Origin of the sequence: uncultured Roseovarius sp., assembly GCF_913057115.1 — a bacterium.
Taxonomy (GTDB): domain Bacteria; phylum Pseudomonadota; class Alphaproteobacteria; order Rhodobacterales; family Rhodobacteraceae; genus Roseovarius.
The window spans coordinates 49715-71225 of sequence record NZ_CAJXNN010000007.1 but is presented as its reverse complement, the minus strand read 5'-3'; the positions used below and the strand labels follow the sequence as shown (position 1 = coordinate 71225).

General features: G+C 60.6%; 23 protein-coding genes. 9 read left to right on the top strand and 14 right to left on the bottom strand.

The annotated features are described in order from the left end of the window. Positions 1–18: 18 nt before the first annotated feature. From upp to QZ498_RS04950, 4 genes are read right to left on the bottom strand one after another with little or no spacing between them, the layout of a single operon-like run. Positions 19–651, bottom strand: a complete 633-nt coding sequence (upp, locus tag QZ498_RS04965; protein WP_294620629.1) for a uracil phosphoribosyltransferase — start codon at positions 649–651, stop codon at positions 19–21. A 12-nt stretch (positions 652–663) separates the two neighbouring features. Further along, positions 664–1872: a phosphopentomutase gene (locus QZ498_RS04960; RefSeq protein ID WP_294620628.1), complete on the bottom strand. Its 1209-nt coding sequence runs from the start codon at positions 1870–1872 to the stop codon at positions 664–666. Between the two features lie 3 nt (positions 1873–1875). After that, on the bottom strand, positions 1876–3180 hold the full coding sequence (locus QZ498_RS04955) for a thymidine phosphorylase (protein WP_294620627.1): 1305 nt from the start codon (positions 3178–3180) through the stop codon (positions 1876–1878). Between the two features lie 4 nt (positions 3181–3184). Next, positions 3185–3667 carry a cytidine deaminase gene (locus QZ498_RS04950; protein ID WP_367117628.1) on the bottom strand — a complete coding sequence of 161 codons (483 nt, stop codon included), beginning with the start codon at positions 3665–3667 and terminating at the stop codon, positions 3185–3187. Positions 3668–3714: 47 nt separating this feature from the next. On the opposite strand from QZ498_RS04950, the gene QZ498_RS04945 reads away from it, so the two are divergent. Beyond that, complete coding sequence (locus QZ498_RS04945) at positions 3715–5994, top strand: NADP-dependent malic enzyme (RefSeq protein WP_294620625.1); 2280 nt, start codon at positions 3715–3717, stop codon at positions 5992–5994. 239 nt (positions 5995–6233) lie between these two features. After that, entirely contained in the window at positions 6234–8123 is a 1890-nt protein-coding gene (prpE, locus tag QZ498_RS04940; RefSeq protein WP_294620624.1) for a propionate-CoA ligase PrpE, read from the top strand. A 38-nt stretch (positions 8124–8161) separates the two neighbouring features. On the opposite strand, the gene QZ498_RS04935 is transcribed toward prpE, so the two are convergent. Then, positions 8162–8869: a type 1 glutamine amidotransferase domain-containing protein gene (locus QZ498_RS04935; RefSeq protein ID WP_294620623.1), complete on the bottom strand. Its 708-nt coding sequence runs from the start codon at positions 8867–8869 to the stop codon at positions 8162–8164. A 147-nt stretch (positions 8870–9016) separates the two neighbouring features. Continuing rightward, positions 9017–9778 (bottom strand): NAD kinase, encoded by a 762-nt coding sequence (locus QZ498_RS04930; RefSeq protein ID WP_294620622.1) that lies wholly within the window; start codon positions 9776–9778, stop codon positions 9017–9019. 174 nt (positions 9779–9952) lie between these two features. Between QZ498_RS04930 and glyA the strand changes: the two genes are divergently transcribed. Further along, complete coding sequence (gene glyA, locus QZ498_RS04925; RefSeq protein WP_294620621.1) at positions 9953–11260, top strand: serine hydroxymethyltransferase; 1308 nt, start codon at positions 9953–9955, stop codon at positions 11258–11260. 99 nt (positions 11261–11359) lie between these two features. Here glyA and QZ498_RS04920 read toward each other — a convergent pair whose 3' ends face one another. Continuing rightward, positions 11360–11734 carry a hypothetical protein gene (locus QZ498_RS04920; RefSeq protein ID WP_294620620.1) on the bottom strand — a complete coding sequence of 125 codons (375 nt, stop codon included), beginning with the start codon at positions 11732–11734 and terminating at the stop codon, positions 11360–11362. Positions 11735–11824: 90 nt separating this feature from the next. On the opposite strand from QZ498_RS04920, the gene QZ498_RS04915 reads away from it, so the two are divergent. Then, a complete protein-coding gene (locus tag QZ498_RS04915) occupies positions 11825–12580 on the top strand; it encodes an alpha/beta fold hydrolase (RefSeq protein WP_294620619.1) in 756 nt (251 codons plus the stop codon). Between the two features lie 92 nt (positions 12581–12672). On the opposite strand, the gene QZ498_RS04910 is transcribed toward QZ498_RS04915, so the two are convergent. Beyond that, positions 12673–12855 carry a CTP synthetase gene (locus tag QZ498_RS04910; protein ID WP_294620618.1) on the bottom strand — a complete coding sequence of 61 codons (183 nt, stop codon included), beginning with the start codon at positions 12853–12855 and terminating at the stop codon, positions 12673–12675. Between the two features lie 74 nt (positions 12856–12929). Beyond that, the gene (locus tag QZ498_RS04905; protein ID WP_294620617.1) at positions 12930–13112 is read right to left on the bottom strand and encodes a hypothetical protein; all 183 of its coding nucleotides are present in this window, start codon (positions 13110–13112) and stop codon (positions 12930–12932) included. Between the two features lie 103 nt (positions 13113–13215). Between QZ498_RS04905 and QZ498_RS04900 the strand changes: the two genes are divergently transcribed. Further along, positions 13216–13491, top strand: a complete 276-nt coding sequence (locus tag QZ498_RS04900) for a hypothetical protein (RefSeq protein ID WP_294620616.1) — start codon at positions 13216–13218, stop codon at positions 13489–13491. 4 nt (positions 13492–13495) lie between these two features. Here the strand turns inward: QZ498_RS04900 and QZ498_RS04895 are convergent, their stop codons facing one another. From QZ498_RS04895 to QZ498_RS04885, 3 genes are all read right to left on the bottom strand, one after another. Beyond that, a complete protein-coding gene (locus QZ498_RS04895) occupies positions 13496–13849 on the bottom strand; it encodes a hypothetical protein (RefSeq protein ID WP_294620615.1) in 354 nt (117 codons plus the stop codon). An 84-nt stretch (positions 13850–13933) separates the two neighbouring features. Next, on the bottom strand, positions 13934–14185 hold the full coding sequence (locus QZ498_RS04890; RefSeq protein WP_294620614.1) for a hypothetical protein: 252 nt from the start codon (positions 14183–14185) through the stop codon (positions 13934–13936). A gap of 82 nt (positions 14186–14267) precedes the next feature. Further along, positions 14268–15095: an ATP-dependent Clp protease proteolytic subunit gene (locus tag QZ498_RS04885; RefSeq protein WP_294620613.1), complete on the bottom strand. Its 828-nt coding sequence runs from the start codon at positions 15093–15095 to the stop codon at positions 14268–14270. A gap of 163 nt (positions 15096–15258) precedes the next feature. Between QZ498_RS04885 and QZ498_RS04880 the strand changes: the two genes are divergently transcribed. Continuing rightward, positions 15259–15603: a hypothetical protein gene (locus QZ498_RS04880; RefSeq protein ID WP_294620612.1), complete on the top strand. Its 345-nt coding sequence runs from the start codon at positions 15259–15261 to the stop codon at positions 15601–15603. 263 nt (positions 15604–15866) lie between these two features. Here the strand turns inward: QZ498_RS04880 and QZ498_RS04875 are convergent, their stop codons facing one another. Then, on the bottom strand, positions 15867–16670 hold the full coding sequence (locus QZ498_RS04875) for an ABC transporter permease (RefSeq protein WP_294620611.1): 804 nt from the start codon (positions 16668–16670) through the stop codon (positions 15867–15869). A gap of 124 nt (positions 16671–16794) precedes the next feature. Here QZ498_RS04875 and QZ498_RS04870 point away from each other — a divergent pair, with 124 nt between their 5' ends. Next, on the top strand, positions 16795–17382 hold the full coding sequence (locus tag QZ498_RS04870) for a GcrA family cell cycle regulator (protein ID WP_294620610.1): 588 nt from the start codon (positions 16795–16797) through the stop codon (positions 17380–17382). Positions 17383–17552: 170 nt separating this feature from the next. Here QZ498_RS04870 and QZ498_RS04865 read toward each other — a convergent pair whose 3' ends face one another. Next, positions 17553–19553 carry an AsmA family protein gene (locus QZ498_RS04865; protein ID WP_294620609.1) on the bottom strand — a complete coding sequence of 667 codons (2001 nt, stop codon included), beginning with the start codon at positions 19551–19553 and terminating at the stop codon, positions 17553–17555. Between the two features lie 103 nt (positions 19554–19656). On the opposite strand from QZ498_RS04865, the gene rimO reads away from it, so the two are divergent. Together rimO and cutA are read left to right on the top strand one after the other, a co-directional pair. Next, the gene (gene rimO, locus QZ498_RS04860) at positions 19657–21030 is read left to right on the top strand and encodes a 30S ribosomal protein S12 methylthiotransferase RimO (protein WP_294620608.1); all 1374 of its coding nucleotides are present in this window, start codon (positions 19657–19659) and stop codon (positions 21028–21030) included. 128 nt (positions 21031–21158) lie between these two features. Beyond that, positions 21159–21470 carry a divalent-cation tolerance protein CutA gene (gene cutA, locus QZ498_RS04855; RefSeq protein ID WP_294620607.1) on the top strand — a complete coding sequence of 104 codons (312 nt, stop codon included), beginning with the start codon at positions 21159–21161 and terminating at the stop codon, positions 21468–21470. Positions 21471–21511: the final 41 nt, after the last annotated feature.

The following is a 21511-nucleotide window of genomic DNA, read 5'->3' as shown; positions in this document are numbered from 1 at the left end:
GAGTAAACAGGATATAGCCTATTTTGTGCCAAACATGCGATCACCCGCATCCCCTAGCCCGGGGACGATGTAGCCTTGATCGTTCAGGCGGTCGTCGAGAGCGGCGGTTGTGATCGGAACATCGGGGTGTTTTTGGCCCAGATGGGCCACGCCTTCGGGGGCCGCGACAAGGCACATGAGGCGGATATTCCGGGCGCCCTTTTGTTTGAGAAGGTCGATGGCGGCGGCGGAAGAATTACCGGTGGCGAGCATGGGGTCGACAACGATCACGGCGCGCTCATCGAGATGCTCAGGAACCTTGAAGTAATATTGCATGGGCTGAAGCGTTTCTTCGTCTCGTTGCAGGCCGACAAAGCCCACGCGGGCCGAGGGGATGAGTTCAAGCATACCATCCAGAAACCCGTTGCCCGCCCGCAGTATCGAGATCAGCGCCGGGTCGCGCCCTGCGAGGGTTGGGGCCTGCATCTGGCAAAGCGGTGTTTCGATGTCGCGTGTGGTAAGCGCCAGATCTCGGGTCACCTCGAACGTCAGTAACTGACTGATTTCGCGCAGGAGTTGCCGGAACGTGGCGGTTGGGGTCGCCACCTCGCGCATGATGGACAGCTTGTGTTGCACGAGGGGGTGATCGACGACTGTCAGGTGATCGGGCATGGGGCCTCCGGGTTATTGCGAGGTGGGTTGGTGGTGTGGCAGGCGGTTCTGGCCCGGCCCTTGGGCGGGCACGCCAAGGTGGGCGGCGACACTGGCGGCGACATCGGTGAAGGCCATTTGGCCCAACTCCCCCGTGCCCAGTCCGGCGATCAGGACCGGGACACGTTCGCGGGTGTGGTCGCTGCCCGCCCAGGTTGGGTCATTTCCATGATCGGCGGTGAGCAGCAGCATGTCGCCGTCACGCAGGCGCGGCAGGAGGGCTTTGAGGCGGCTGTCGAACCATTCAAGGGCTTGGGCATAACCGAGCGGGTCGCGAGGGTGGCCATAGAGGCTGTCGAATTCGACGAAATTGGCGAAGGTGAGGCTTTGGTCCTCGGCGTGATCGACGGCATCGAAGAGGTGCGACATGAGTTGCGCATCGGTGCCTTTGGCCACGTCATCAATCCCCTGCATCGAGAAAATGTCACCAATCTTGCCGATGGCGTGGACCTTGCCCCCGGCCCCTTGCACCCAATCGCAAAGCGTGGGCGCGGGCGGTGGAATCGCGAAATCGCGGCGGTTGGGGGTGCGGCGGAAGCCCGTGTCTTCGTCGCCGACGAAGGGCCGCGCGATGACGCGGCCGACGCGCATATCGTGCAGCATCGGGGCCACGGCGCGGCAAAGGTCAAGCAGGCAGTCAAGGCCAAAGGCTTCCTCATGGGCGGCGATTTGAAAGACGCTATCGGCGGAGGTGTAGCAGATGGGCCAGCCGGTGCGGAGGTGCTCGGCCCCCAGCTCGCGCATGATTTTGAGGCCGGGCGCGTGGCAATTGCCAAGGATACCTTTGGTGCCTGCGGCAGCCTTGACGGCCTCGACCACCTTGGGCGGGAAGGCCGGGGTTTCATCCGGGAAGGTGTGCCATTCCCACGGCACGGGCACGCCTGCCAATTCCCAATGGCCGGTGGGGGTATCCTTGCCCGGCGAAACTTCCGTCGCGCAGCCCCAGAGGCCGGTGGGTTTGGCATCAAGCCCCGGTGCCGTGGCCCCTGAGGCAAGGTGCAAAGCCGCGCCAAGGCCCAGCGCATCCAGGGTGGGGAGGTGCAGCCCGCCGGGATGCGCCTTGGCGATATGGGCGATGGTATTGGCCCCGGTATCGGGTGTGTCCCCGTTGAAGAACTGCGCCGCATCCGGCGCGCCGCCGATACCGACGGAATCCATGACGACGAGGAAAGCGCGCGGCATGGGTTAGCCCAACCTGTCGTGAATGAGCGGCGGCACCTCGGGGGCAGCGTCGCTGATGGTGATGGCGTTCAACAGCATTTCGGCAGCACGGTCGGCCTGATCGGTGCGGGCGGCGTGGAGGCGGCAGAGGGGTTGGCCCTTGGAGACCTTCGTGCCAAGCGGCAGCACCTTGTCGATGCCCACAGCAGGATCGACCGTATCGCTTTCCACCTGTCGGCCCGCGCCAAGGGTGATGGCGGCGAGGCCCATCGCCTCGCCTTCCATGGCCGAGATATAGCCCGCGCGCGGGGCCTCGATTTCCATGATGACGGTGGCTTCGGGCAGGAAGCGTTGCCATTGATTGGTGAAATGCACCGGCCCGCCCATGGCGGCGATCATGCGGCCAAAGTGTTCGGCGGCGCGGCCATTTTCGATTACATCAGCGATTTGCGCGGCCCCTGTGTTGGGGTCAGCGGCGAGGTCAGCGTTGGACAGGGCGACACCGCCCAGCGCGCAAGTGAGTTCATAAAGCCGCCCTTTGATCTCGCCGGTAAGAACGCGCATCGCCTCGGCCACCTCAAGCGCATTGCCCAAGGCGGGGGCGAGGGGTTGGTTCATGTCCGAAATCAGCGCGCTTGTCCGGCAGCCTGCGGCATTGGCGGTATCAACAAGGGCGGTGGCAAGGGCATGGGCGGCGTCTGGCGTTTTCATGAAAGCACCGGAGCCGAGTTTGACATCGAGCACCAGCCCTTCGAGCCCCGCCGCCAACTTCTTGGACAGGATTGAAGCGGTGATGAGGTCAAGGCTTTCGACCGTGGCGGTGACATCGCGGATGGCGTAAAGCCGCCGGTCGGCGGGGGCGATATCGACCGTGGCCGAGACAATGGCGCAGCCCGCGTGATCGAGGGTACGGCGCAGTTGCGCCTCGGAGAGCGTGGTTGCCAGGCCGGGGATCGCTTCGAGTTTGTCGAGCGTGCCGCCGGTGTGGCCCAGCCCCCGGCCAGAGACCATGGGGACAAGCGCACCGCAGGCGGCAAGCGCCGGGGCCAGAACAAGGCTGACACAATCGCCAAGGCCGCCAGTGGAGTGTTTGTCGATCACCGGGCGATCTGCGGGCCATGACAAAACCTTGCCGCTGTCGCGCATGGCAAGCGTCAGGGCGGTGCGGTCCTCGGAGCCAAGCCCCTTGAGCAGCACGGCCATTGCAAAGGCGGCAGCTTGGGCGTCGCTGACCCGGTGGTCGGCAAGGCCTTGGGCCATCCAAGTCAGCGCCTCGCGGCCAAGGGGCTGACCGTCTCGGGCCTTTGCGATGATCTGTCGGGCGTCCATTGGATTACCCTTTGCTGAGGTTCTGCGACGAAAAGGCCCCTGGTAGAAGCGCGCCCAGAGTATCGGCCTTCACGTCGCCAGAGAGGGTGGCCATGGTGATGGGGACCTGCCCTGACCCAAACTCGGCCAGCCTTTGACGGCAGCCGCCACATGGTGTGATCGGTTCGGGGCTGTCGGCGATGATCGCGACTTCGGTGATTTCCGTCTCGCCAGCCGCGACGAGTGCCGCCAAGGCCCCGGTTTCCGCGCAGGTGCCTTCCGGATAGGAGGCGTTTTCGACGTTGCAGCCGGTGTAGACGCGCCCCGATCCGGCTCTTAGCGCCGCGCCCACCTTGAAGCCCGAATATGGGGCATGGGCATTGTCACGAACGGCTCGAGCAGCGTTGAGTAACTCCATGCAGAAACTCCAATTCAAAACACGATACAGTTTCAGATTGCGCCTTGGCGCTTGGCTATGCAAGCTACCATTCAGCGCCGGTTGCGCCATTCGGCAATTAGTTTAATATTAAACTATCAGCGAGACGGGAGGATGCCATGAGTGACAGCCACAACGAAGCCCTGCGTCAGGCAGCTTTGGCTTATCACGAGCATCCCAAGCCCGGGAAGCTGGAAATCCGCGCCACCAAGCCCTTGGCCAATGGCAGAGACCTTAGCCGGGCCTATAGCCCCGGGGTGGCCGAGGCCTGCCTTGAAATCAAGGAAGATGAGCGTAACGCCAGCAGATACACGGCGCGCGGCAACCTTGTGGCCGTCGTCACCAACGGCAGCGCGGTTTTGGGCCTTGGCAATATCGGCGCGCTTGCCAGCAAGCCGGTGATGGAGGGCAAGGCGGTTTTGTTCAAGAAATTCGCCAATATCGACTGTTTCGATATCGAGGTGGATGAAAAAGACCCCGAAAAACTGGCCGATATCGTTTGCGCGCTTGGGCCGACCTTTGGCGCGATTAACCTTGAGGACATCAAGGCACCGGATTGCTTTATCGTTGAAAAGCTGTGCCGGGAGCGGATGAACATCCCCGTCTTTCATGACGACCAACACGGCACGGCGATCGTCGTGGGCGCGGCGGCCACCAATGCACTGCATGTGGCGGGCAAGCGGTTCGAGGACATCAAGATCGTCAGTACGGGGGGCGGCGCGGCGGGGATTGCCTGCCTCAACCTGCTGCTCAAGCTGGGGGTGAAGCGCGAGAATGTCTGGCTGTGCGATATTCACGGATTGGTCTACAAAGGCCGCGAAGAGGATATGAACCCGCAAAAGGCCGCCTTTGCGCAAGACAGTGACTTGCGGACACTCGACGAGGTGATCGAAGGGGCAGACTTGTTTCTTGGGCTGTCGGGGCCGAATGTCTTGAAACCCGAGCATGTGGCGAAGATGACCGAGCGACCCGTGGTTTTTGCCCTTGCCAATCCCACGCCCGAGATCATGCCCGACGAGGCGCGCAGCGTAGCACCCGAGGCAATCATCGCCACGGGCCGCAGCGATTTTCCCAATCAGGTCAATAACGTGCTTTGTTTTCCCTTCATTTTCCGGGGGGCCTTGGACGTGGGCGCGACCGATATCAATGACGAGATGCAGATTGCCTGTGTCGAGGGGATTGCCGAACTGGCCCGCGCCACGACGAGCGCCGAGGCCGCGGCGGCCTACAAGGGAGAGCAACTGACCTTCGGGGCGGATTACCTGATTCCCAAACCATTTGATCCAAGACTTTCGGGCGTCGTGTCGACCGCCGTGGCCAAAGCGGCGATGGAAACCGGCGTTGCCACGCGCCCGGTTGAGGATTTGCAGGCCTACAAGGAAGATCTGGACGCCAGCGTGTTCAAATCCGCCCTGTTGATGCGCCCGGTCTTCGATGCGGCGGCCACGGCGGAGCGGCGGATTGTCTTTGCCGAAGGCGAGGACGAGCGCGTGTTGCGCGCGGCACAGGCGATCCTGGAGGAGACCACGGAAACGCCGATCCTGATCGGGCGTCCTTCGGTCATTGATCGGCGGTGTGAGCGGATGGGGTTGGAAATTCGGCCCGGGCGGGATTTCAACATCGTCAACCCCGAGGACGACCCGCGCTATCGCGATTACTGGGGCAGCTACCATGAGATCATGAAGCGCCGCGGCGTGACGCCCGACTTGGCCAAGGCGATCATGCGCACCAACTCCACGGCCATTGGGGCGGTGATGGTCCACCGCGAGGAGGCCGATAGCCTGATCTGCGGCACATTCGGCGAGTACCGCTGGCATTTGAATTACGTCACACAGGTTCTTGGCACGACCGAGCACCGCCCTCATGGGTCGTTGTCGATGATGATTCTGGAGGATGGGCCGCTTTTCATTGCCGATACGCATGTGCATAGCCTGCCCACACCCGAGCAACTGGCCGAATCCGCCATGGGCGCGGCGCGGCATGTCCGGCGCTTTGGCCTGACACCCAATGTGGCGCTTTGCTCGCAATCGCAATTCGGCAATCAGGCCGAAGGCTCCGGCAAACGCCTGCGCGCGGCGATTGAGATACTGGATTCCGAGCCTCGGGATTTCGCCTATGAAGGGGAAATGAACGTGGATGCAGCCCTTGATCCGGACTTGCGAGCGAGGTTGTTGCCCGACAACCGGATGGAAGGCTCGGCCAATATCCTGATTTTCGCCCATGCGGATGCGGCGAGCGGTGTGCGCAATATCCTGAAGATGAAAGCCGGCGGGCTTGAGGTCGGGCCGATCCTGATGGGGATGGGCAACCGCGCCCACGTGGTCACGCCCGGGATCACGGCCCGGGGCCTGTTGAACATGGCCGCGATTGCCGGAACACCGGTGGCGCACTACGGCTAGACCCCGCGAATCCCCCCAGCCTGCCGCCGCCACTTTGCACCGCAAGAGTTCGCAGATTTGCAAAACGCGGGAAATTTGACGTCTGATCTATGCCCGGCGGGGGGTTTGCAAAAATTTGCAGCCCCTGAGGGCAAATATCTGCAAAGATTATGCGATAATCTGCCACGCAATGCGCCAAGCCGCTTGCCGCAACGTCCGCTCCTCCGTAACACATCCTTAAAGGATCGGAGGAGAATACCATGGCATACAGTGACGTCTATGAAAGCTGGAAGCAGGACCCGGAAGGGTTTTGGATGGAAGCGGCCAAGGCTATCGACTGGGATGAGGCCCCCAGCAAGGCGCTGTTCGATCTGGGTGACAACCTTTATGAGTGGTACAGCGATGGGATGGTGAACACCTGCTGGAACGCCGTGGACCGCCATGTGGAAAACGGGCGCGGCGATCAGGTGGCGATCATCCATGACAGCCCGATCACCCATAGCAAACACGAAATCACCTATTCCGAGTTGCGCGACCGGGTGGCCAGCCTTGCCGGGGCGCTACGTGCCAAGGGCGTGGAAAAAGGCGACCGGGTGATAATCTATATGCCGATGGTACCCGAGGCGCTTGAAGCGATGCTGGCCTGTGCGCGCTTGGGCGCGATCCATTCGGTGGTTTTCGGTGGCTTTGCGGCGCACGAGTTGGCGGTGCGGATTGATGACGCGAAACCCAAGGCGATTATCGCCGCCTCCTGCGGGTTGGAGCCGGGCCGCGTTGTGCATTACAAGCCGCTGGTCGAAGGCGCGATTGAACAATCTGAGCACAAGCCCGACTTCTGCGTGATCTTCCAGCGCGAACAAGAGGTAGCCGCCCTGAAAGAGGGGTATGATTTTGATTGGTACGGCTTTCAGGCGGGTGTTGAACCTGCGGACTGTGTGCCGGTTGAGGGCAACCACCCGGCCTATATCCTCTACACCTCGGGCACGACGGGCGCGCCCAAGGGCGTTGTGCGCCATACCGCCGGTCACTTGGTGGCGCTGAACTGGACCATGAAGAATATCTATAACGTCGATCCGGGCGATGTGTTTTGGGCCGCGTCAGACGTGGGTTGGGTCGTTGGACATAGCTATATCTGCTATGGGCCGCTTATTCACGGCAACACCACGATTGTTTTTGAGGGTAAGCCCGTCGGCACGCCCGACGCCGGGACCTTCTGGCGGGTGATCGAAGAGCATAAGGTACGGTCGTTCTTTACCGCGCCCACGGCGTTCCGCGCGGTCAAGCGCGAGGACCCCAAGGGCGAGTACCTGAAAAAATATGACCTTTCGAACCTGCGCGCGATTTACCTTGCCGGTGAACGCGCCGACCCCGATACCATTGAGTGGACCAAAGAGATGACCGGCAAGCCGGTTTATGACCACTGGTGGCAGACTGAAACCGGCTGGACCATCGCGGGCAACCCGGCAGGGATCGAAGCTCTGCCCGTCAAGATCGGGTCCCCTACCGTGGCGATGCCGGGCTATGACGTGCAAATTCTGGATGAAGGCGGCAATGAGATGCCGGCGGGGGAATTGGGCGCGATTGCGGTCAAACTGCCCCTGCCCCCCGGAACACTGCCGACGCTGTGGAATGCCGAGGATCGGTTCCGCAAATCCTACCTCAACACCTTCCCGGGCTATTATGAGACCGGCGATGCGGGGATGAAGGATGAGGACGGTTATCTTTGGATCATGGCGCGAACCGATGACGTGATCAACGTGGCTGGTCACCGCCTGTCGACCGGCGGCATGGAAGAGGTGCTGGCCGCGCATCCGGATGTGGCTGAATGTGCCGTGATCGGGGTGTCGGATCAGTTGAAGGGCCAGTTGCCGGTTGGTTTTCTGTGCCTGACCAAGGGCGTGAATCGCGACCATGCGGAAATCGTGCAGGAATGTGTGAAGCTGGTGCGCGATCAGATCGGCCCGGTGGCGGCGTTCAAACTGGCCGTTGTGGTGGATCGCCTGCCCAAGACCCGCTCGGGCAAAATCCTGCGGGCGATCATGGTGAAAATCGCCGATGGGGCCGAGTACAAGATGCCCGCCACCATCGACGATCCGGCGATCCTTGATGAAATCAAGGATGCGTTGCAGACGATTGGCTACGCAAAGTAATGAAAGCGCGCCGGGGTCTCCCCGGCGCGCGGTTCGCTTTAGGCCGCTGCGCGTTGCGCATCGTTGAGCGCGGCCAGCATGTGTTCAGCCACTTGCGCCGATGAATCGGGGTTCTGTCCGGTCACGATACGGGCATCGCGGACGGCAAAGCCGCTGAAATCCTCAGTGCTGCGTTCGAAAATCGCGCCTTCGGCTTTCAACTCATCTTCCAGCAAGAACGGGACCACGTTGCTGAGGCCTGCAGCGGTTTCTTCGGAATTGGTGAAACCGTTCACCTTGCGGCCCTTGAGAAGCGGGGTGCCGTCACTGCGCTTGGTGCCCAGAAGGCCCGCAGGCCCGTGGCAGACCGCGCCGACGACGCCCCCCTGTTCGTGAACTTTAGACACGGTGGCCGCGACTTGCGGGGTTTGGTGGAAATCCCACATGGTACCGTGCCCGCCGGGCAGGAAGACGCCGTCATAATGGTTGGTATCCACGTCGGTCAGGCGCAGGGTATTTTCCAGCGCGTTCATGGCTTTTTCATCCTCCATGAAGCGTTTCACCGCGCGGGGACGGGCCATGGTATCGTCATCCGAAGCTGGATCAGCGGGCGGGCGGCCGCCTTTTGGGCTTGCCAGATCGACGGTATAGCCCGCCTCGCGGAAGGCCCAATAGGGGACGGCCATTTCCTCCCAATAAAATCCGGTGGGGGCACCATCTGCGCCCATTTTATCGTTCGATGTCAGGATCATAAGAAGGCGTGCCATAAAAGACTCTCCTTTCTGTTTTATGCGCCCCTACGATTGTAGGGGAACTGGGCTCTGACCACGCGGACCGTGCAGGGCCTTTCTACTCCCCATGACGTAAGAAGACCCCGGCAAGGCCGAAACCCCGGGCAGCACATTTTTCTGATGTTACACGAACTGCTCGCGCAAAAGGCGCTCTTCGAGGCCGTGGCCCGGATCGAACAAAAGGCGGTGCTCGATGCTGGGCTCAGACTGAATTTCCACCCAAAGGACGTTTTCCACCCAGATGCTATCGGCATCGGCCATGACGGGACGCTTGCCAGGGTTGATCACATCGAAGCGCACATGCGCAGATTTGGGCAAGAGCGCCCCACGCCAGCGACGGGGGCGGAATGCGGCCACGGCGGTAAGGGCCAGCACATCCGAGCCGATAGGCAGGATCGGGCCGTGAGCCGAGTAGTTATAGGCGGTCGAGCCGGCAGGCGTTGAGACAAGCGCCCCGTCGCAGACAAGTTCCTCAAGCCGCAAATGTCCGTCGATGGTAATGCGCAGTTTGGCCGCTTGTGGTCCGGCACGCAGCAGCGAGACCTCGTTGATGGCAAGCGCGTCGTGCATCTTGCCGTCAATGGTTTGCGCCTTCATTTTCAAGGGGTTGATCACGGCCTCTTCGGCGGCGGCGAGGCGGTCGAACAGATCGGTTTCACTGTATTCGTTCATCAGGAAACCGACGGTGCCACGGTTCATCCCATAGACCGGTGCAGGCAAATGTTGCGTGCCATGCAGGGTTTGCAGCATGAACCCATCGCCCCCCAAGGCGACGATGACATCGGCCTCGTCCTCGGACACGTTCCCGTAACGCGTCACGAGCGCGCCGCGCGCCGTTTGGGAGGACGGGGCATCACTGGCGACAAAGGCAATCTTCAAGGGCATTGCGGATGAGTTCCGTTTCCAAAGGGCGCATTCTGGGGCGGATCGAAACATAAATCCACCGCATGTACCAGTCATGCCGGTCCTGCCGGGCCTTTTGTCGCTTTACAACCTTTCAAAAAGACTAGGTTTCCTATAGGAAATCCCGCGAAGTTCAGATTTGATGGAGGTGGCCCAATGCCCCATGACGGAAACCAACCCTTTGTCAGTGAAGGGTTTTTCACCGAATCCCTCGCATCCCGCGACCCCGAGATCGCCAAGGCGATTGGCCAAGAACTGGGCCGCCAGCGCGAAGAGATTGAATTGATTGCCAGCGAAAACATCGTCAGCGCCGCCGTGATGGAAGCGCAGGGCAGCGTGATGACCAACAAATATGCCGAGGGCTACCCCGGTCGCCGCTATTATGGCGGGTGCCAATTTGTTGATATCGCGGAAAATCTTGCCATTGAGCGTGCCTGCGAGCTATTCGGCTGCGGCTTTGCCAACGTGCAGCCGAACTCGGGCAGCCAAGCAAACCAGGGTGTCTTCACCGCGCTGCTGAAGCCCGGTGACACCATCCTTGGCATGAGCCTTGATGCCGGTGGGCACCTGACCCACGGGGCGGCCCCCAACCAGTCGGGCAAGTGGTTCAACGCCGTGCAGTATGGCGTGCGCAAGGAAGACAACCTGATTGATTACGATCAGATCGAATCGCTGGCCAAAGAGCATCAGCCCAAGTTGATCATCGCGGGCGGCAGCGCCATTCCGCGTCAGATCGACTTTGCCCGCATGCGCGAGATCGCCGATATGGTTGGGGCCTATCTGCACGTCGACATGGCACACTTCGCCGGTTTGGTGGCGGCAGGCGAACACCCTTCGCCCTTCCCGCATGCCCACGTGGCCACCACGACCACGCATAAAACCCTGCGCGGCCCGCGCGGCGGCATGATCCTGACCGACGACGAGGCCCTGGCCAAAAAGTTCAACTCGGCCATCTTCCCCGGTATTCAGGGCGGCCCCCTGATGCATGTGATCGCGGCCAAGGCCGTGGCCTTTGGCGAGGCCCTGCGCCCCGAATTCAAGCAGTACATTCAACAGGTTGTCACCAACGCACAAGCGATGAGCGACCAATTGATCAAGGGTGGGCTGGATACCGTGACACACGGCACCGATACCCATGTTCTGCTGGTGGACCTGCGCCCTAAAGGCGTGAAGGGCAATGCGACCGAGAAGGCCCTTGGCCGGGCGCATATCACCTGCAACAAGAACGGTGTACCGTTCGATCCGGAAAAGCCCACCGTGACCAGCGGTATCCGCTTGGGGTCGCCTGCGGGCACGACCCGGGGCTTTGGTGAGGCTGAGTTCCGCCAGATCGCCGATTGGATCGTCGAGGTTGTCGATGGTCTGGCCGCCAATGGCGAAGAGGGCAATGGCGAGGTTGAAGCCAAGGTGAAAGCTGAGGTTGAGGCGCTCTGCAAACGCTTCCCGATGTACCCCAACCTGTAAGCGTGTACGCTTCCAGTTAAGGCCCCGCGCAGTTCGACTGCGCGGGGTTTTTCATGTCGCGCGGTTGGAAGGTTTGCGACTTTCCAAAAGCTGCGCCGCTCATATACGCCCTACGGTCCAGAGAACGGCGTAGACCGCGGCCCCCAATAGCGCGAGATTGAAGACGATCGAGGCTACAAGATGCAAGGCGCGGGTCTTGCGCCGCTCTTTGGGGTCGATATCTTTCAGGTGATCACCAAGAATGGTCGCCGCACGGGTAAACCGGTCCGCATCGACAAGAGCGGCTAGGCGCGGATGTGCCATCATCGCCTCGGCCTGCGCCACCTCGCCCCCTGCCCTGCGCGCAAAGCGCGGCAAAAGGCGCCCGGCGCGCCGGAGTTTGACAGACAAAGTCTTGCCGCGGATGCCCAGACGTTCCTGCAAAAGCTGTGAAAGCTCAGCGGTTTTGTCCTGAAACGGTTTCGGATCAATCATTTGTCTACCCCCAGAGTGCACGGTAACGTGCGTGGCGTAGAGCCTCAATAGGGGTGGCGATGCGGCGCGCGGGCGGTTATGTCTGGCCCCATGTTGAACACCATAGAACATGGGGTGCGGACAGACCGGCCCGGGCTGTTGATCGTGCATGGGCTGTATGGCTCCGCACGCAATTGGGGGGTGATTGCCAAGCGGCTGTCAGAAGATCGGCAGGTGTTGGCAGTGGACATGCGAAACCATGGGTTAAGCCCTTGGTACGACACGCATTCCTACCCTGACATGGCAGGAGATCTGGCGCGGGTGCTGGAAGGCTTGGACGGCCCCTTCGATGTGTTGGGCCATTCCATGGGAGGCAAGGCGGCCATGGTTCTGGCGCTGACGCGGCCGGAGTTGGTAAACCGCTTGATCGTCGCGGACATTGCGCCCGTGACCTATTCCCATTCCCAAGGTCACTTCATCGACGCGATGAAGGCGGTAGACTTGGAAAAGATAGAACGCAGGTCGGACGCGGCAGAGCAGCTTGAACAGGTGGTGGACGACGCCACGCTGATCACCTTTTTCACTCAATCGCTTGATGTAAAAGAGAAAAAATGGCGCCTTAACTTGGATGTTCTGGCGAAGGACATGCCGAGCATTCTGTCCTTCCCTGAGGTGAGCGGGGAATTCGACAAACCGACATTGTTCCTGTCCGGGGCCAACTCGGACTATGTGAAGCGCGACTATCGCAGCGATATCAAGGCGTTATTCCCACAGGCACAGTTTGCTAAAATCCCCGGGGCCGGCCATTGGCTACACGCCGAGAAACCCCGGGAGTTCCAAGCGGCGGTGCGCACTTGGCTCTCCTGACAATCGTACGGGTCGTACGCCAAGCCCCCCGTTTTCGTACGGAAACCTAGACAGCATGGGTTGGTTTCGTACGAAACGCACGCACCCAAGACTCACTCGGAATAAAGCGCCCGCGCCACGGCCCATGCCACGGGAATTGCGGCGATGAACCCCGCCGCAGCCGAGACGACGACCGGCACGGTCGTGTCATAGCCCGCCGCAAGCGCGGCAATCATCGCCGAGCCAGCCATGGTGGTGCCGATGAAGAGATAAAGTATCAAACCCAAGCGAAGCATTTCAGACCTCATGCAATCAGGCGCGCGTTCGTAAAGATACATACCAGATTCGGAATATCACGCCTTGATCTGCATCAGTCTGCCTGCATCGCGCGGGCCACCAACCAAGCCACCGGAAAGGCAAGGACAAGCCCACCAAGGACCGCGCCCCACAGCCATGCCGCACCGGAAAGGCCCGCGACAAGTACAATGACGATTCCCACACCGGCGAGCGTCGCGCCGATAAAGAGGTGCAAAATGAACAAAAGCCAGTTCATGAAAGGCCCTTTCACGGATATTTGGCCCCCGATAGGCAAGATCCCGCCACAGGGCATTGATCCATGTCAGACAAGAAGGACTTGATAATGGTATCTTCGTCTGATGATCACGCTGGACGATATCGAAGACATGACGTGCCTGACCCGCGAGGAGATTGCGGCGGTGGCCGAGCATGAGCACCTGCCCGAGCTGGATGCATCGCTCATGGGTGATTATATCATGCGTCTGCACAAGGGGCCGCAAAAGGTGCAGCAGATGATCTGTGAGGATATCCGCGATGCCCTTCACCGCGATGATCTACGCCATGCCCGCGAGCTTTACGCGGTTTTGCATCACTTCCTGGAAACCTATCCCGAGGCCGCACGCGGCGCCAGTTGACGGCTCAAACCAGAATTGTCGCCAAAGCCGCCAGACCTGTCAAACCAACGAGCCCAGCCGAGGCAAGGCGCAACACCGTCATGTTGCGCTCCGCGATACCCGCACCGAAATGCGTTTTCGCTGACTCGTCATCAAGATCCTTGATCAGGTTCGCCACATCGGTAATGGCCGTGTTACCCGCCAGAATGCCAAAGGCCGTGTTGGCGATGACCAGCATTGCCAGCGGTGCCGAGTAAGCACCGTCCGAAAAAACGATGATCGCCGCGATGGCCGCAAAGCCGAGAATGCAGGTTCGCATGATGCCGTAATAATGGTCGAGTCTGGCCATCGAGATTGAGTTGCGTATCTCAAAATCCATTGTCTCCCCCCCAAGGTTAATAACTTATCCTTGGGAGGATAGCAGAAATCGACACAGGAGTCTGCCAGTCAGGCGGCAGCGACGTCAGGCTTCGGGCGCAGATGGGTCAGGCAGAAGTCCGTCATCTGACCCTTTCGTATGGTCGAAATTGGGGTCTTGGCGCTTGATGCGGCGTGAAATGACGTACCCGGCAGGCCAGCCCAAAAGCCACCCGACGACACCGGCTGGTAGCAGATAAACCCAACCATAGAGGCCAAAGCTCATCAGTATGATGATGAAGCCACCCGCGATGACGGGACCAGTTGCGAGTATGAGAACAAGGCTCAATCTATCCATTAGAGCACCTCCTTCTCAAACAAAACTCAGGAGCGCTCGTCCTGTTCCGGAAAAATTTTCAAGCTTTCGTGAACGCCTGCCGTCAGTTCATCCGCTTGCCGGGGGGATCGAAAGGCAGGAATTCAACCGCTGACTGTTGGACCGGGGCCGGGTACAGCTTCATCAAATCAAGGAGTTCACGCGGCAGACCCACGGTCACGGGAACACCAAGTTCCGAAGCCTCGGCAGGCGTCAGCGCGTAGTCATGGGTCCATGTCCCCGAGGTCAGCGTTTCGGCCAGTTTCTCGGCCTTGGCTCGCTCCATCCGGGGGGTCATGATCTCGACGGCGCCCGCCTTCACCTGGTTGATGGCCTTTTCGCTGACGTCAGCCAAAACAAGCGCCACATCCGAGACATGTTCTACCGGTTTTGCCTCGCGCGCGGCGATGATGGAGGCCGCCGAGATGCCCATGATCTGCGGATCAATCGGGCCAAGCATGGAAAACTCCCCCATCACGATCTCATCGGCGGCCAAGGCAATCAGGGTGCCGCCCGACATCGCGTAGATCGGAACGAAAACAGTCACCTTGGCGGGATGCGCCTCGACCGCACGGGCAATCTGCATCGCGGCGATCACAAGCCCACCAGGCGTGTGCAGAACAAGGTCGATCGGCGTGTCATCCGGCGTGGACTTGATGGCCGAGATAATGGATTGGGCATCTTCGAGATCAATCTGACGCGAGACATTCATACCGAAAAAACTGCGCTTTTCCTGTCGGTGGATCATGGTGATGACACGGCTGCGGCGCTTTTTCTCGATGCTTCGAATGGCCTGTTCGCGCCGGATTGCGAATATGCGGCCCGAGAGAAGCGGCTGCAACAGCATGACTGCAAGAACGATGAAGATCAGGTTGGAAAAGCTGAAGTCCACAGGCAAGCTCCGATACGATTGGCCCGAGTGTCGCAGTCAGCAGCGATCTTGTGAATTGAAAAATCCACCCAGTTGCGGCAAATATGACAAAGGCAGTGAAATGCGGCAGGAATACCGGATAAACCGGGCCACCGCAGGATGAGGCAAAACGGGGGCGCAACCCATGCGGCAGGCAATTTTTCTGGGACTGATTACGATTCTGGCAGGCTGTGGCGGCGGTGACCGCTTCCGGAGTGACACTATCTCACGCGGTGCGCCGATGGCTTATGGACCGATCTCCAAGGCCTGCATGGCATCGGATCGCAAGGCAAGGTCCCGACAATTGTGCGGCTGTATTCAAGCGGCAGCGGACCAAACGCTGACCGGCGCACAACAGCGCCGCGCGGTGAAATTCTACCGCGACCCGCATTCGGCCCAGGAAATCCGCCAATCGGACCGGGGCAGCAATGAGCGCTTCTGGAAAGCCTATAGCAACTACGGCGAGCGTGCCCGGCAGCTTTGTCGCTGATGCCGCGACGAAATCGAGTGGCTACGCCACACAGGTTTGATTAAATTGAGGGGCGCTGCCCCTCTTGGCCTTTGGCCAATTCACCCCGGGATATTTTTGAACAGAAGAAGGGCAGCTCGCGCCTTTTTCGAATATCTCCGCCGGAGGCATCCAAGCCTTGCGCCTGGTGCTGACAATCGCAGCAACGCGTCACATGCGCCTTTTGCGGCGAGCCCCTCTTTGGGGCGCGTTAACCTGTGCGCGCGTCAGCGCGCGCTTCTTGGTCAGGCCTTGAGGCGATAGCCGCGGGCAAGCATTGCCCATGCCACGGCCGAAATTATCAAGGTCGAGAAAACACCGACAGCAAGGCCCAGCATGGGTGGGCTGTCCGACACCCCGATCAATCCATAGCGCGCACCGTCGATCAGATAGAATATCGGATTGAAGTGGGTGATTTCGTTGAGCACAGGAGGCAGCGCCTCGACCGAATAGAATGTACCCGAGAGAAAGGCCAACGGGGTGACGATGAAGTTGGTGATCGCGGCCATCTGGTCGAACTTGTTGGCGAAAATGCCCGCCACGATCCCCAAACCGCCAAGGAAGGCCGCGCCGAGTGTGATGAAGGCCAGCGCCAAGACGGGATGTGCCGGCGTGATGCCCAGTACAACCCAAAGCGCCAGCGCAATGGCGAGGGCCACGAAGAGCCCGCGCCCAATGCCACCTGCAAGATAGCCCAGCACCATTTCAGCAGCGCTTAGCGGCGGCATGAGGGTGTCGACGATATTGCCCTGGACCTTTGAGATAACGATGGACGAAGAGGTATTGGCGAAAGAGTTCTGGATCACCGTCATCATCAGGATGCCGGGTGCTATGAAGGTGGTGAAACTGACGCCCATGACATCTCCCCGGCGCGGGCCGATGGCGATTGAAAAGATCAGCATGAAGAGCCCGGCGGTCACGAGGGGGGCCATGAGTGTCTGGGTCCAGACGGCAAGAAAGCGCTGCACCTCGCGGCTGGCCAAAGTGTAGAGGCCCAGCCAGTTCACTCGCCCGAAGCGGCGTGTGCCCATATCGGTCATTTCGCCCATGCTCTGTCCTTTCGCATCCGATTCGATGCCTTGTAACTTACCCATGAGTGATTAGAATAGGGCGTCAGATGAATTTTGCAGGGCGGCGCCAATGGGGCCGCCTTTTGAGATAAGGAAGCGGGCCATGTCCTGGAGCGATGAACGCGTTGAACTGCTGAAAAAAATGTGGGGCGAAGGCCAGTCTGCCAGTCAGATCGCCAAGGAGTTGGGCGGGGTCACCCGTAACGCGGTGATTGGCAAGGTGCACCGGCTGGGCCTGTCGAACCGCAGCGGCTCGGGCGCGGCAAGTGATAGCGCCAAGGCCAAGCCTGCGGCGAAACCGGCGGCCAAGGCCAAGCCGAAGGCGGCGGCCAAGCCTGCGCCCAAACCCGAGCCCGCGAAACCCGCCGAGGAGGCCGCGCCCGCAGCGCCCGCGGCTCCGGTTAGTCGTGCCAAGCAGATCATTCCGGCAGGCCAACCGCTGCCGCCGCAGCCCTCGGCCAACGAGATTGATCCCGAAGCCTTGAAGAAGGTGAGCGAGATCGAGAAGAAGGCCAAGAAGCTGAGCCTGATGGAACTGACCGAGCGGACCTGCAAGTGGCCTGTCGGTGACCCGGCGACCGAGGATTTCTGGTTCTGCGGCTTGCCAGTACAATCGGGCAAACCCTATTGCGAGGCGCATGTCGGCGTGGCCTTCCAGCCGATGAGCAGTCGCCGCGATCGCAAGCGGTAATTCCGACGGTCCGATCGTTTTGATAAAGGGGCCTTCGTGGCCCCTATTTCATTGGATTAAAGCGTTTCGCGAAAAACCTGAATCGCAGATTTTCGCGAAATGCAGCGCAACGCTCAATCGTTGCACGCGTTCCGCCTTCCGCTGATGCCTCAGGTTAAAGGCGGAACGCTTTAGTCGAAGAGCTTGAAAAGCTCTTCCTTGAGTGCATCCTCGGCGCGGTCCTTGATCGCATCCTCGACCGATTGCCCGTCTTCGCGCGTCACGCCAAGTTCCTTTTCAAGCGCGCGGTTCACTTCCTCTTCGGCCTTGGCCTCCAGTTCTTTGCGTTCCTCGCGCACGCGCTGTTCCAGCTTTTCTTTTTCTTCCTTGAGGTTGAGGTCGATCGCTTTTTCCAGATCCGGCGTGATGCGCGGATTGGCCCAAGGGCCGCGAATGCGGACCGGGATGGCAAGGCCACGGCGGTTTTCGCCTTCCAGAAGCACGGGTGTGATAAGATAATCGATGTCCTGCGCCCCAAGCCCGATGCGGCCTTCGCCCTCGGCCTTGGCCAAGGGAAGGGTCATCAACAGGTCATCGTTGCGCAGGTTGCCGTTTTCCATGGTGAAACTGGCCCCGAGGCTGTCGAAAACGGTGGTGCCCCCGGTGCCATCGCCCGAGCGCATCAGGCGGTCAAGGTCGATGCCCGAGATCACGCCGCGCCCGGTTTTGATCGCGCCATCGCCCGAGAGGCTGTTCATGATGGCGTGCAGGGAGTTGCCGACACCCAGGAATTTCAAATCGCCGTCGGCCTTGGCGGCGAAGCGTGACACGTCAATGGCGTCGGTCAGGAAGGTTTCAAGATTGATCCCGCGCGCCGCCATATCGCCGCCGACCGACAGTCCTGAGCGGTTGTTCATTACGAATTGCCCGGTGATGGTGCCATCGTAAGCCTGCAATTCGCGCAACTCGAAAACCATGCGCGAGCGGGTCAGCGTCATCAAAGTGCGGGTTTTGCCGACTTTGAAATCGCCCAGATCGACGCTATCGGCGACAAGAGCGATTTCGCCATCGGCCAGCGCCAGCGCGCCTGCGTCGATAGGGGTTTTCGGCCAACCGGAAGAGGCCGCCTCACCACTGGTTGATCCACCCGCGGACCCCGCTGCGCCGTCATCGGCCGAAAGGCCGCGCAGATCAAGCGCGCCGGCGTTCAGTTGCGCATTAAAGCGGGGCTTGTCACCGCCGAGCATGACATCTGCCGCCCCGGTCAGCCGGTTGTTATCAAGGTTGAGCGTGGTATCGCGCAGGGCAAGGCGCATATCTTGAGTAAAGGTCACATCGGCCTGTGCCCCCATGGCGCGGCCCAGCCCCTTGGGAATATCCGGCGCGGCAAGGCCCATGGAGGACATAAACCGCGCGGTGTCGTTCAAATCTGCTGTCACCTGGCCTGCGACCTGTGGCTGCACGCCTGCGCGGCCTGTGAATGTCACATTGCCGCCCGGAGCGGTTATCGTGGTCTCAAGTGCCGAGACCCCGCCAGCAATGAAGTTGCCCACCTTGTCCAAGTGCCCGGAAACCTGCACGGGCTGACCAGCAGGGCGCAGGGTGGCATCAAACGTGGCGGTACCTTCGTATTCAGGCCAGCGAAGATCAAAATCCATCCCCGGCATGGCGATCCGTTCGCCGGTGCCGTGATCGACATAGGTCAGGTCCGCATCGGTGATCAGGGCGCGGTCCAGTGTCAGGGCCAGAGGATTGGATATGGCCGGTGCCGTTTCTCCTTCGCTTTGGCCTGAAGGGGCCACGCCCTCAACCCCGATTTCCCAGTTGACCGCGCCATTCGCGGCGCGTTCCAGCAGGATTTTTGGGCCCACGGCCTCAAGCCCCGTGATACGGATATCGCCGCCAAAGAGCGCCTGAGGCTCTACCCCGATCTTGAGGCTTTGGGCGGAGAACATCGGCCCGGCATCGGACCACGGCGCATTGGCGACCGTGACTTGGCCGGTGGAGATGCCGAGGACGGGATAGAAGCTAACGGTGGTGTCGCCTTGCATCGTGACCTCGCGGCCCGTGAGTGACGATATCTGGTCGGACGCGATGCGTGCGATCCGGTCGCCCGGCAACATCATGATCGAGACCACAGCAACAAGGGCCAGAACAACGACCAAACCCACGAGACGCAAAAGCCACCGCATGACGACCCCCATTTTTACCTGTTCCAAGATGTAAGGGGAGCGGCTGTGCGCAACAACCGGTTTTCCCTTCCCGCAGACCTCACGAGGGTCTATATGCGCCAGCATGAGCACCAATCCCCCCGATTTGCGGCCCGATCTGGCCCGCGCCCGCGTTTCCGAGGCCCCGCGCAGGGGCCAGCCCACCATTGGCATGGTGAGCCTTGGCTGTCCCAAGGCGCTTGTCGATAGTGAGCGGATTTTGACCCGGCTGCGCGCCGAGGGCTATGGCATCAGCCCGGATTATTCCGGGGCCGATGCTGTGATCGTGAATACCTGCGGGTTTCTGGACAGCGCGAAGGCCGAGTCGCTGGAAGCGATTGGCGAGGCGATTGATGCCAACGGCAAGGTGATCGTCACCGGGTGTTTGGGCGCCGAGCCCGAGTATATCACCGGGGCGCATCCCAAGGTTCTGGCGGTGACCGGCCCGCACCAGTATGAACAGGTTTTGGACGCGGTGCATGGCGCGGTGCCGCCTGCGCCCGATCCCTTTGTGGATTTGCTGCCAGCCAGCGGTGTGAAGCTGACCCCGCGGCATTTCAGCTATCTGAAGATTTCAGAGGGTTGCAACCATAAGTGCAAGTTCTGCATTATCCCCGATATGCGCGGTCGTCTGGCCAGCCGTCCGGCCCATGCGGTTGTGCGCGAGGCCGAGAAACTGGTGGAAAACGGCGTCCGCGAATTGCTGGTGATCAGCCAGGATACAAGCGCCTATGGCGTCGATATCAAACATGCCGAGGAGCGCGGGCATCGCGCGCATATCACTGATTTGGCACGGGATTTGGGCAGCTTGGGGGCTTGGGTGCGGTTGCATTACGTCTACCCCTATCCGCATGTGCGGCAGCTTATTCCGCTGATGGCAGAAGGGTTGATCCTGCCCTATTTGGATATTCCGTTCCAGCATGCGCACCCCGATACGCTCAAACGCATGGCGCGGCCTGCGGCGGCGGCGAAGACGCTGGATGAGATTGCCGCGTGGCGGCGTGATTGCCCGGATATTGCCCTGCGGTCGACCTTCATCGTGGGCTACCCCGGTGAAACTGAAGAAGAATTTCAGACATTGCTGGATTGGCTGGACGAGGCGCGCTTGGATCGGGTGGGCTGTTTCAAGTATGAAAACGTCGATGGGGCGCGGTCGAACGCCCTGCCCGATCATGTGCCCGAAGAGGTCAAGCAAGACCGCTGGGAGCGCTTTATGGAAAAGGCGCAGGCGATTTCCGAGGATAAACTGGCCGCCAAGGTTGGAACAGTGCAAGAGGTGATCGTCGACGATATCGACGAAGACGGCATCGCCACCTGCCGCACCAAGGCCGATGCGCCCGAGATTGACGGGTGCCTGTTTATCGACGAAGGCACCGAGGGCCTGAGCGTGGGCAATATCGTCAGCGTCGAGGTCGACGAGGCGGGTGAGTATGACCTTTGGGGGCGTTTGTCGGGTTAGCCCGTAGAGAAACAATCTTAATACTGTCAAAGAGTTACAGCAGGTCGTTCAGATACGGCCCAGCATATGGCTTGCCTGAAGCCCTTCTGCATGATGGACTGTTGTCTAATCAGACCGGGAGGCCAAAGATGATCCATGTCACCACCACATGCCCCGATATGGAGATCGCGCAGGACTTGGCAAGCGCCGTTGTGCAAGCGCGTTTGGCAGCCTGTGGGACTATCGTGCCGGGGGTTAAGAGCGTTTTTCATTGGCAAGGGCGTGTGGAGGTGGAGGAAGAGGTTTCCCTGACCCTCAAGACGCGGGCGGACCACGTGCAAACCGTGGTCGAGATGCTGCAAGAGCGCCACCCCTATGACCTGCCGGTGATCACTTGGGAGGAGGTCACCAGCACGGCGGATGCGGAGGCTTGGCTGCGCGAGGAGACGGGCGGCGATTAACTTTCTCGCCGAATCGCCCTGACCCCCTTGGTTAACAGGCA

Coding starts and splice junctions, on each gene's coding strand:
- QZ498_RS04880 (WP_294620612.1), top strand. CDS start 15,259: ATGCGGCAGGCAATTTTTCTGGGACTGATTACGATTCTGGCAGGCTGT.
- rimO (WP_294620608.1), top strand. CDS start 19,657: ATGAGCACCAATCCCCCCGATTTGCGGCCCGATCTGGCCCGCGCCCGC.
- prpE (WP_294620624.1), top strand. CDS start 6,234: ATGGCATACAGTGACGTCTATGAAAGCTGGAAGCAGGACCCGGAAGGG.
- QZ498_RS04945 (WP_294620625.1), top strand. CDS start 3,715: ATGAGTGACAGCCACAACGAAGCCCTGCGTCAGGCAGCTTTGGCTTAT.
- QZ498_RS04865 (WP_294620609.1), bottom strand. CDS start 19,553: ATGCGGTGGCTTTTGCGTCTCGTGGGTTTGGTCGTTGTTCTGGCCCTT.
- cutA (WP_294620607.1), top strand. CDS start 21,159: ATGATCCATGTCACCACCACATGCCCCGATATGGAGATCGCGCAGGAC.
- upp (WP_294620629.1), bottom strand. CDS start 651: ATGCCCGATCACCTGACAGTCGTCGATCACCCCCTCGTGCAACACAAG.
- QZ498_RS04960 (WP_294620628.1), bottom strand. CDS start 1,872: ATGCCGCGCGCTTTCCTCGTCGTCATGGATTCCGTCGGTATCGGCGGC.
- QZ498_RS04950 (WP_367117628.1), bottom strand. CDS start 3,667: ATGGCGCAACCGGCGCTGAATGGTAGCTTGCATAGCCAAGCGCCAAGG.
- QZ498_RS04905 (WP_294620617.1), bottom strand. CDS start 13,112: ATGAACTGGCTTTTGTTCATTTTGCACCTCTTTATCGGCGCGACGCTC.
- QZ498_RS04875 (WP_294620611.1), bottom strand. CDS start 16,670: ATGGGCGAAATGACCGATATGGGCACACGCCGCTTCGGGCGAGTGAAC.
- QZ498_RS04895 (WP_294620615.1), bottom strand. CDS start 13,849: ATGGATTTTGAGATACGCAACTCAATCTCGATGGCCAGACTCGACCAT.
- QZ498_RS04900 (WP_294620616.1), top strand. CDS start 13,216: ATGATCACGCTGGACGATATCGAAGACATGACGTGCCTGACCCGCGAG.
- glyA (WP_294620621.1), top strand. CDS start 9,953: ATGCCCCATGACGGAAACCAACCCTTTGTCAGTGAAGGGTTTTTCACC.
- QZ498_RS04915 (WP_294620619.1), top strand. CDS start 11,825: ATGTTGAACACCATAGAACATGGGGTGCGGACAGACCGGCCCGGGCTG.
- QZ498_RS04935 (WP_294620623.1), bottom strand. CDS start 8,869: ATGGCACGCCTTCTTATGATCCTGACATCGAACGATAAAATGGGCGCA.
- QZ498_RS04870 (WP_294620610.1), top strand. CDS start 16,795: ATGTCCTGGAGCGATGAACGCGTTGAACTGCTGAAAAAAATGTGGGGC.
- QZ498_RS04955 (WP_294620627.1), bottom strand. CDS start 3,180: ATGGACGCCCGACAGATCATCGCAAAGGCCCGAGACGGTCAGCCCCTT.
- QZ498_RS04910 (WP_294620618.1), bottom strand. CDS start 12,855: ATGCTTCGCTTGGGTTTGATACTTTATCTCTTCATCGGCACCACCATG.
- QZ498_RS04920 (WP_294620620.1), bottom strand. CDS start 11,734: ATGATTGATCCGAAACCGTTTCAGGACAAAACCGCTGAGCTTTCACAG.
- QZ498_RS04930 (WP_294620622.1), bottom strand. CDS start 9,778: ATGCCCTTGAAGATTGCCTTTGTCGCCAGTGATGCCCCGTCCTCCCAA.
- QZ498_RS04890 (WP_294620614.1), bottom strand. CDS start 14,185: ATGGATAGATTGAGCCTTGTTCTCATACTCGCAACTGGTCCCGTCATC.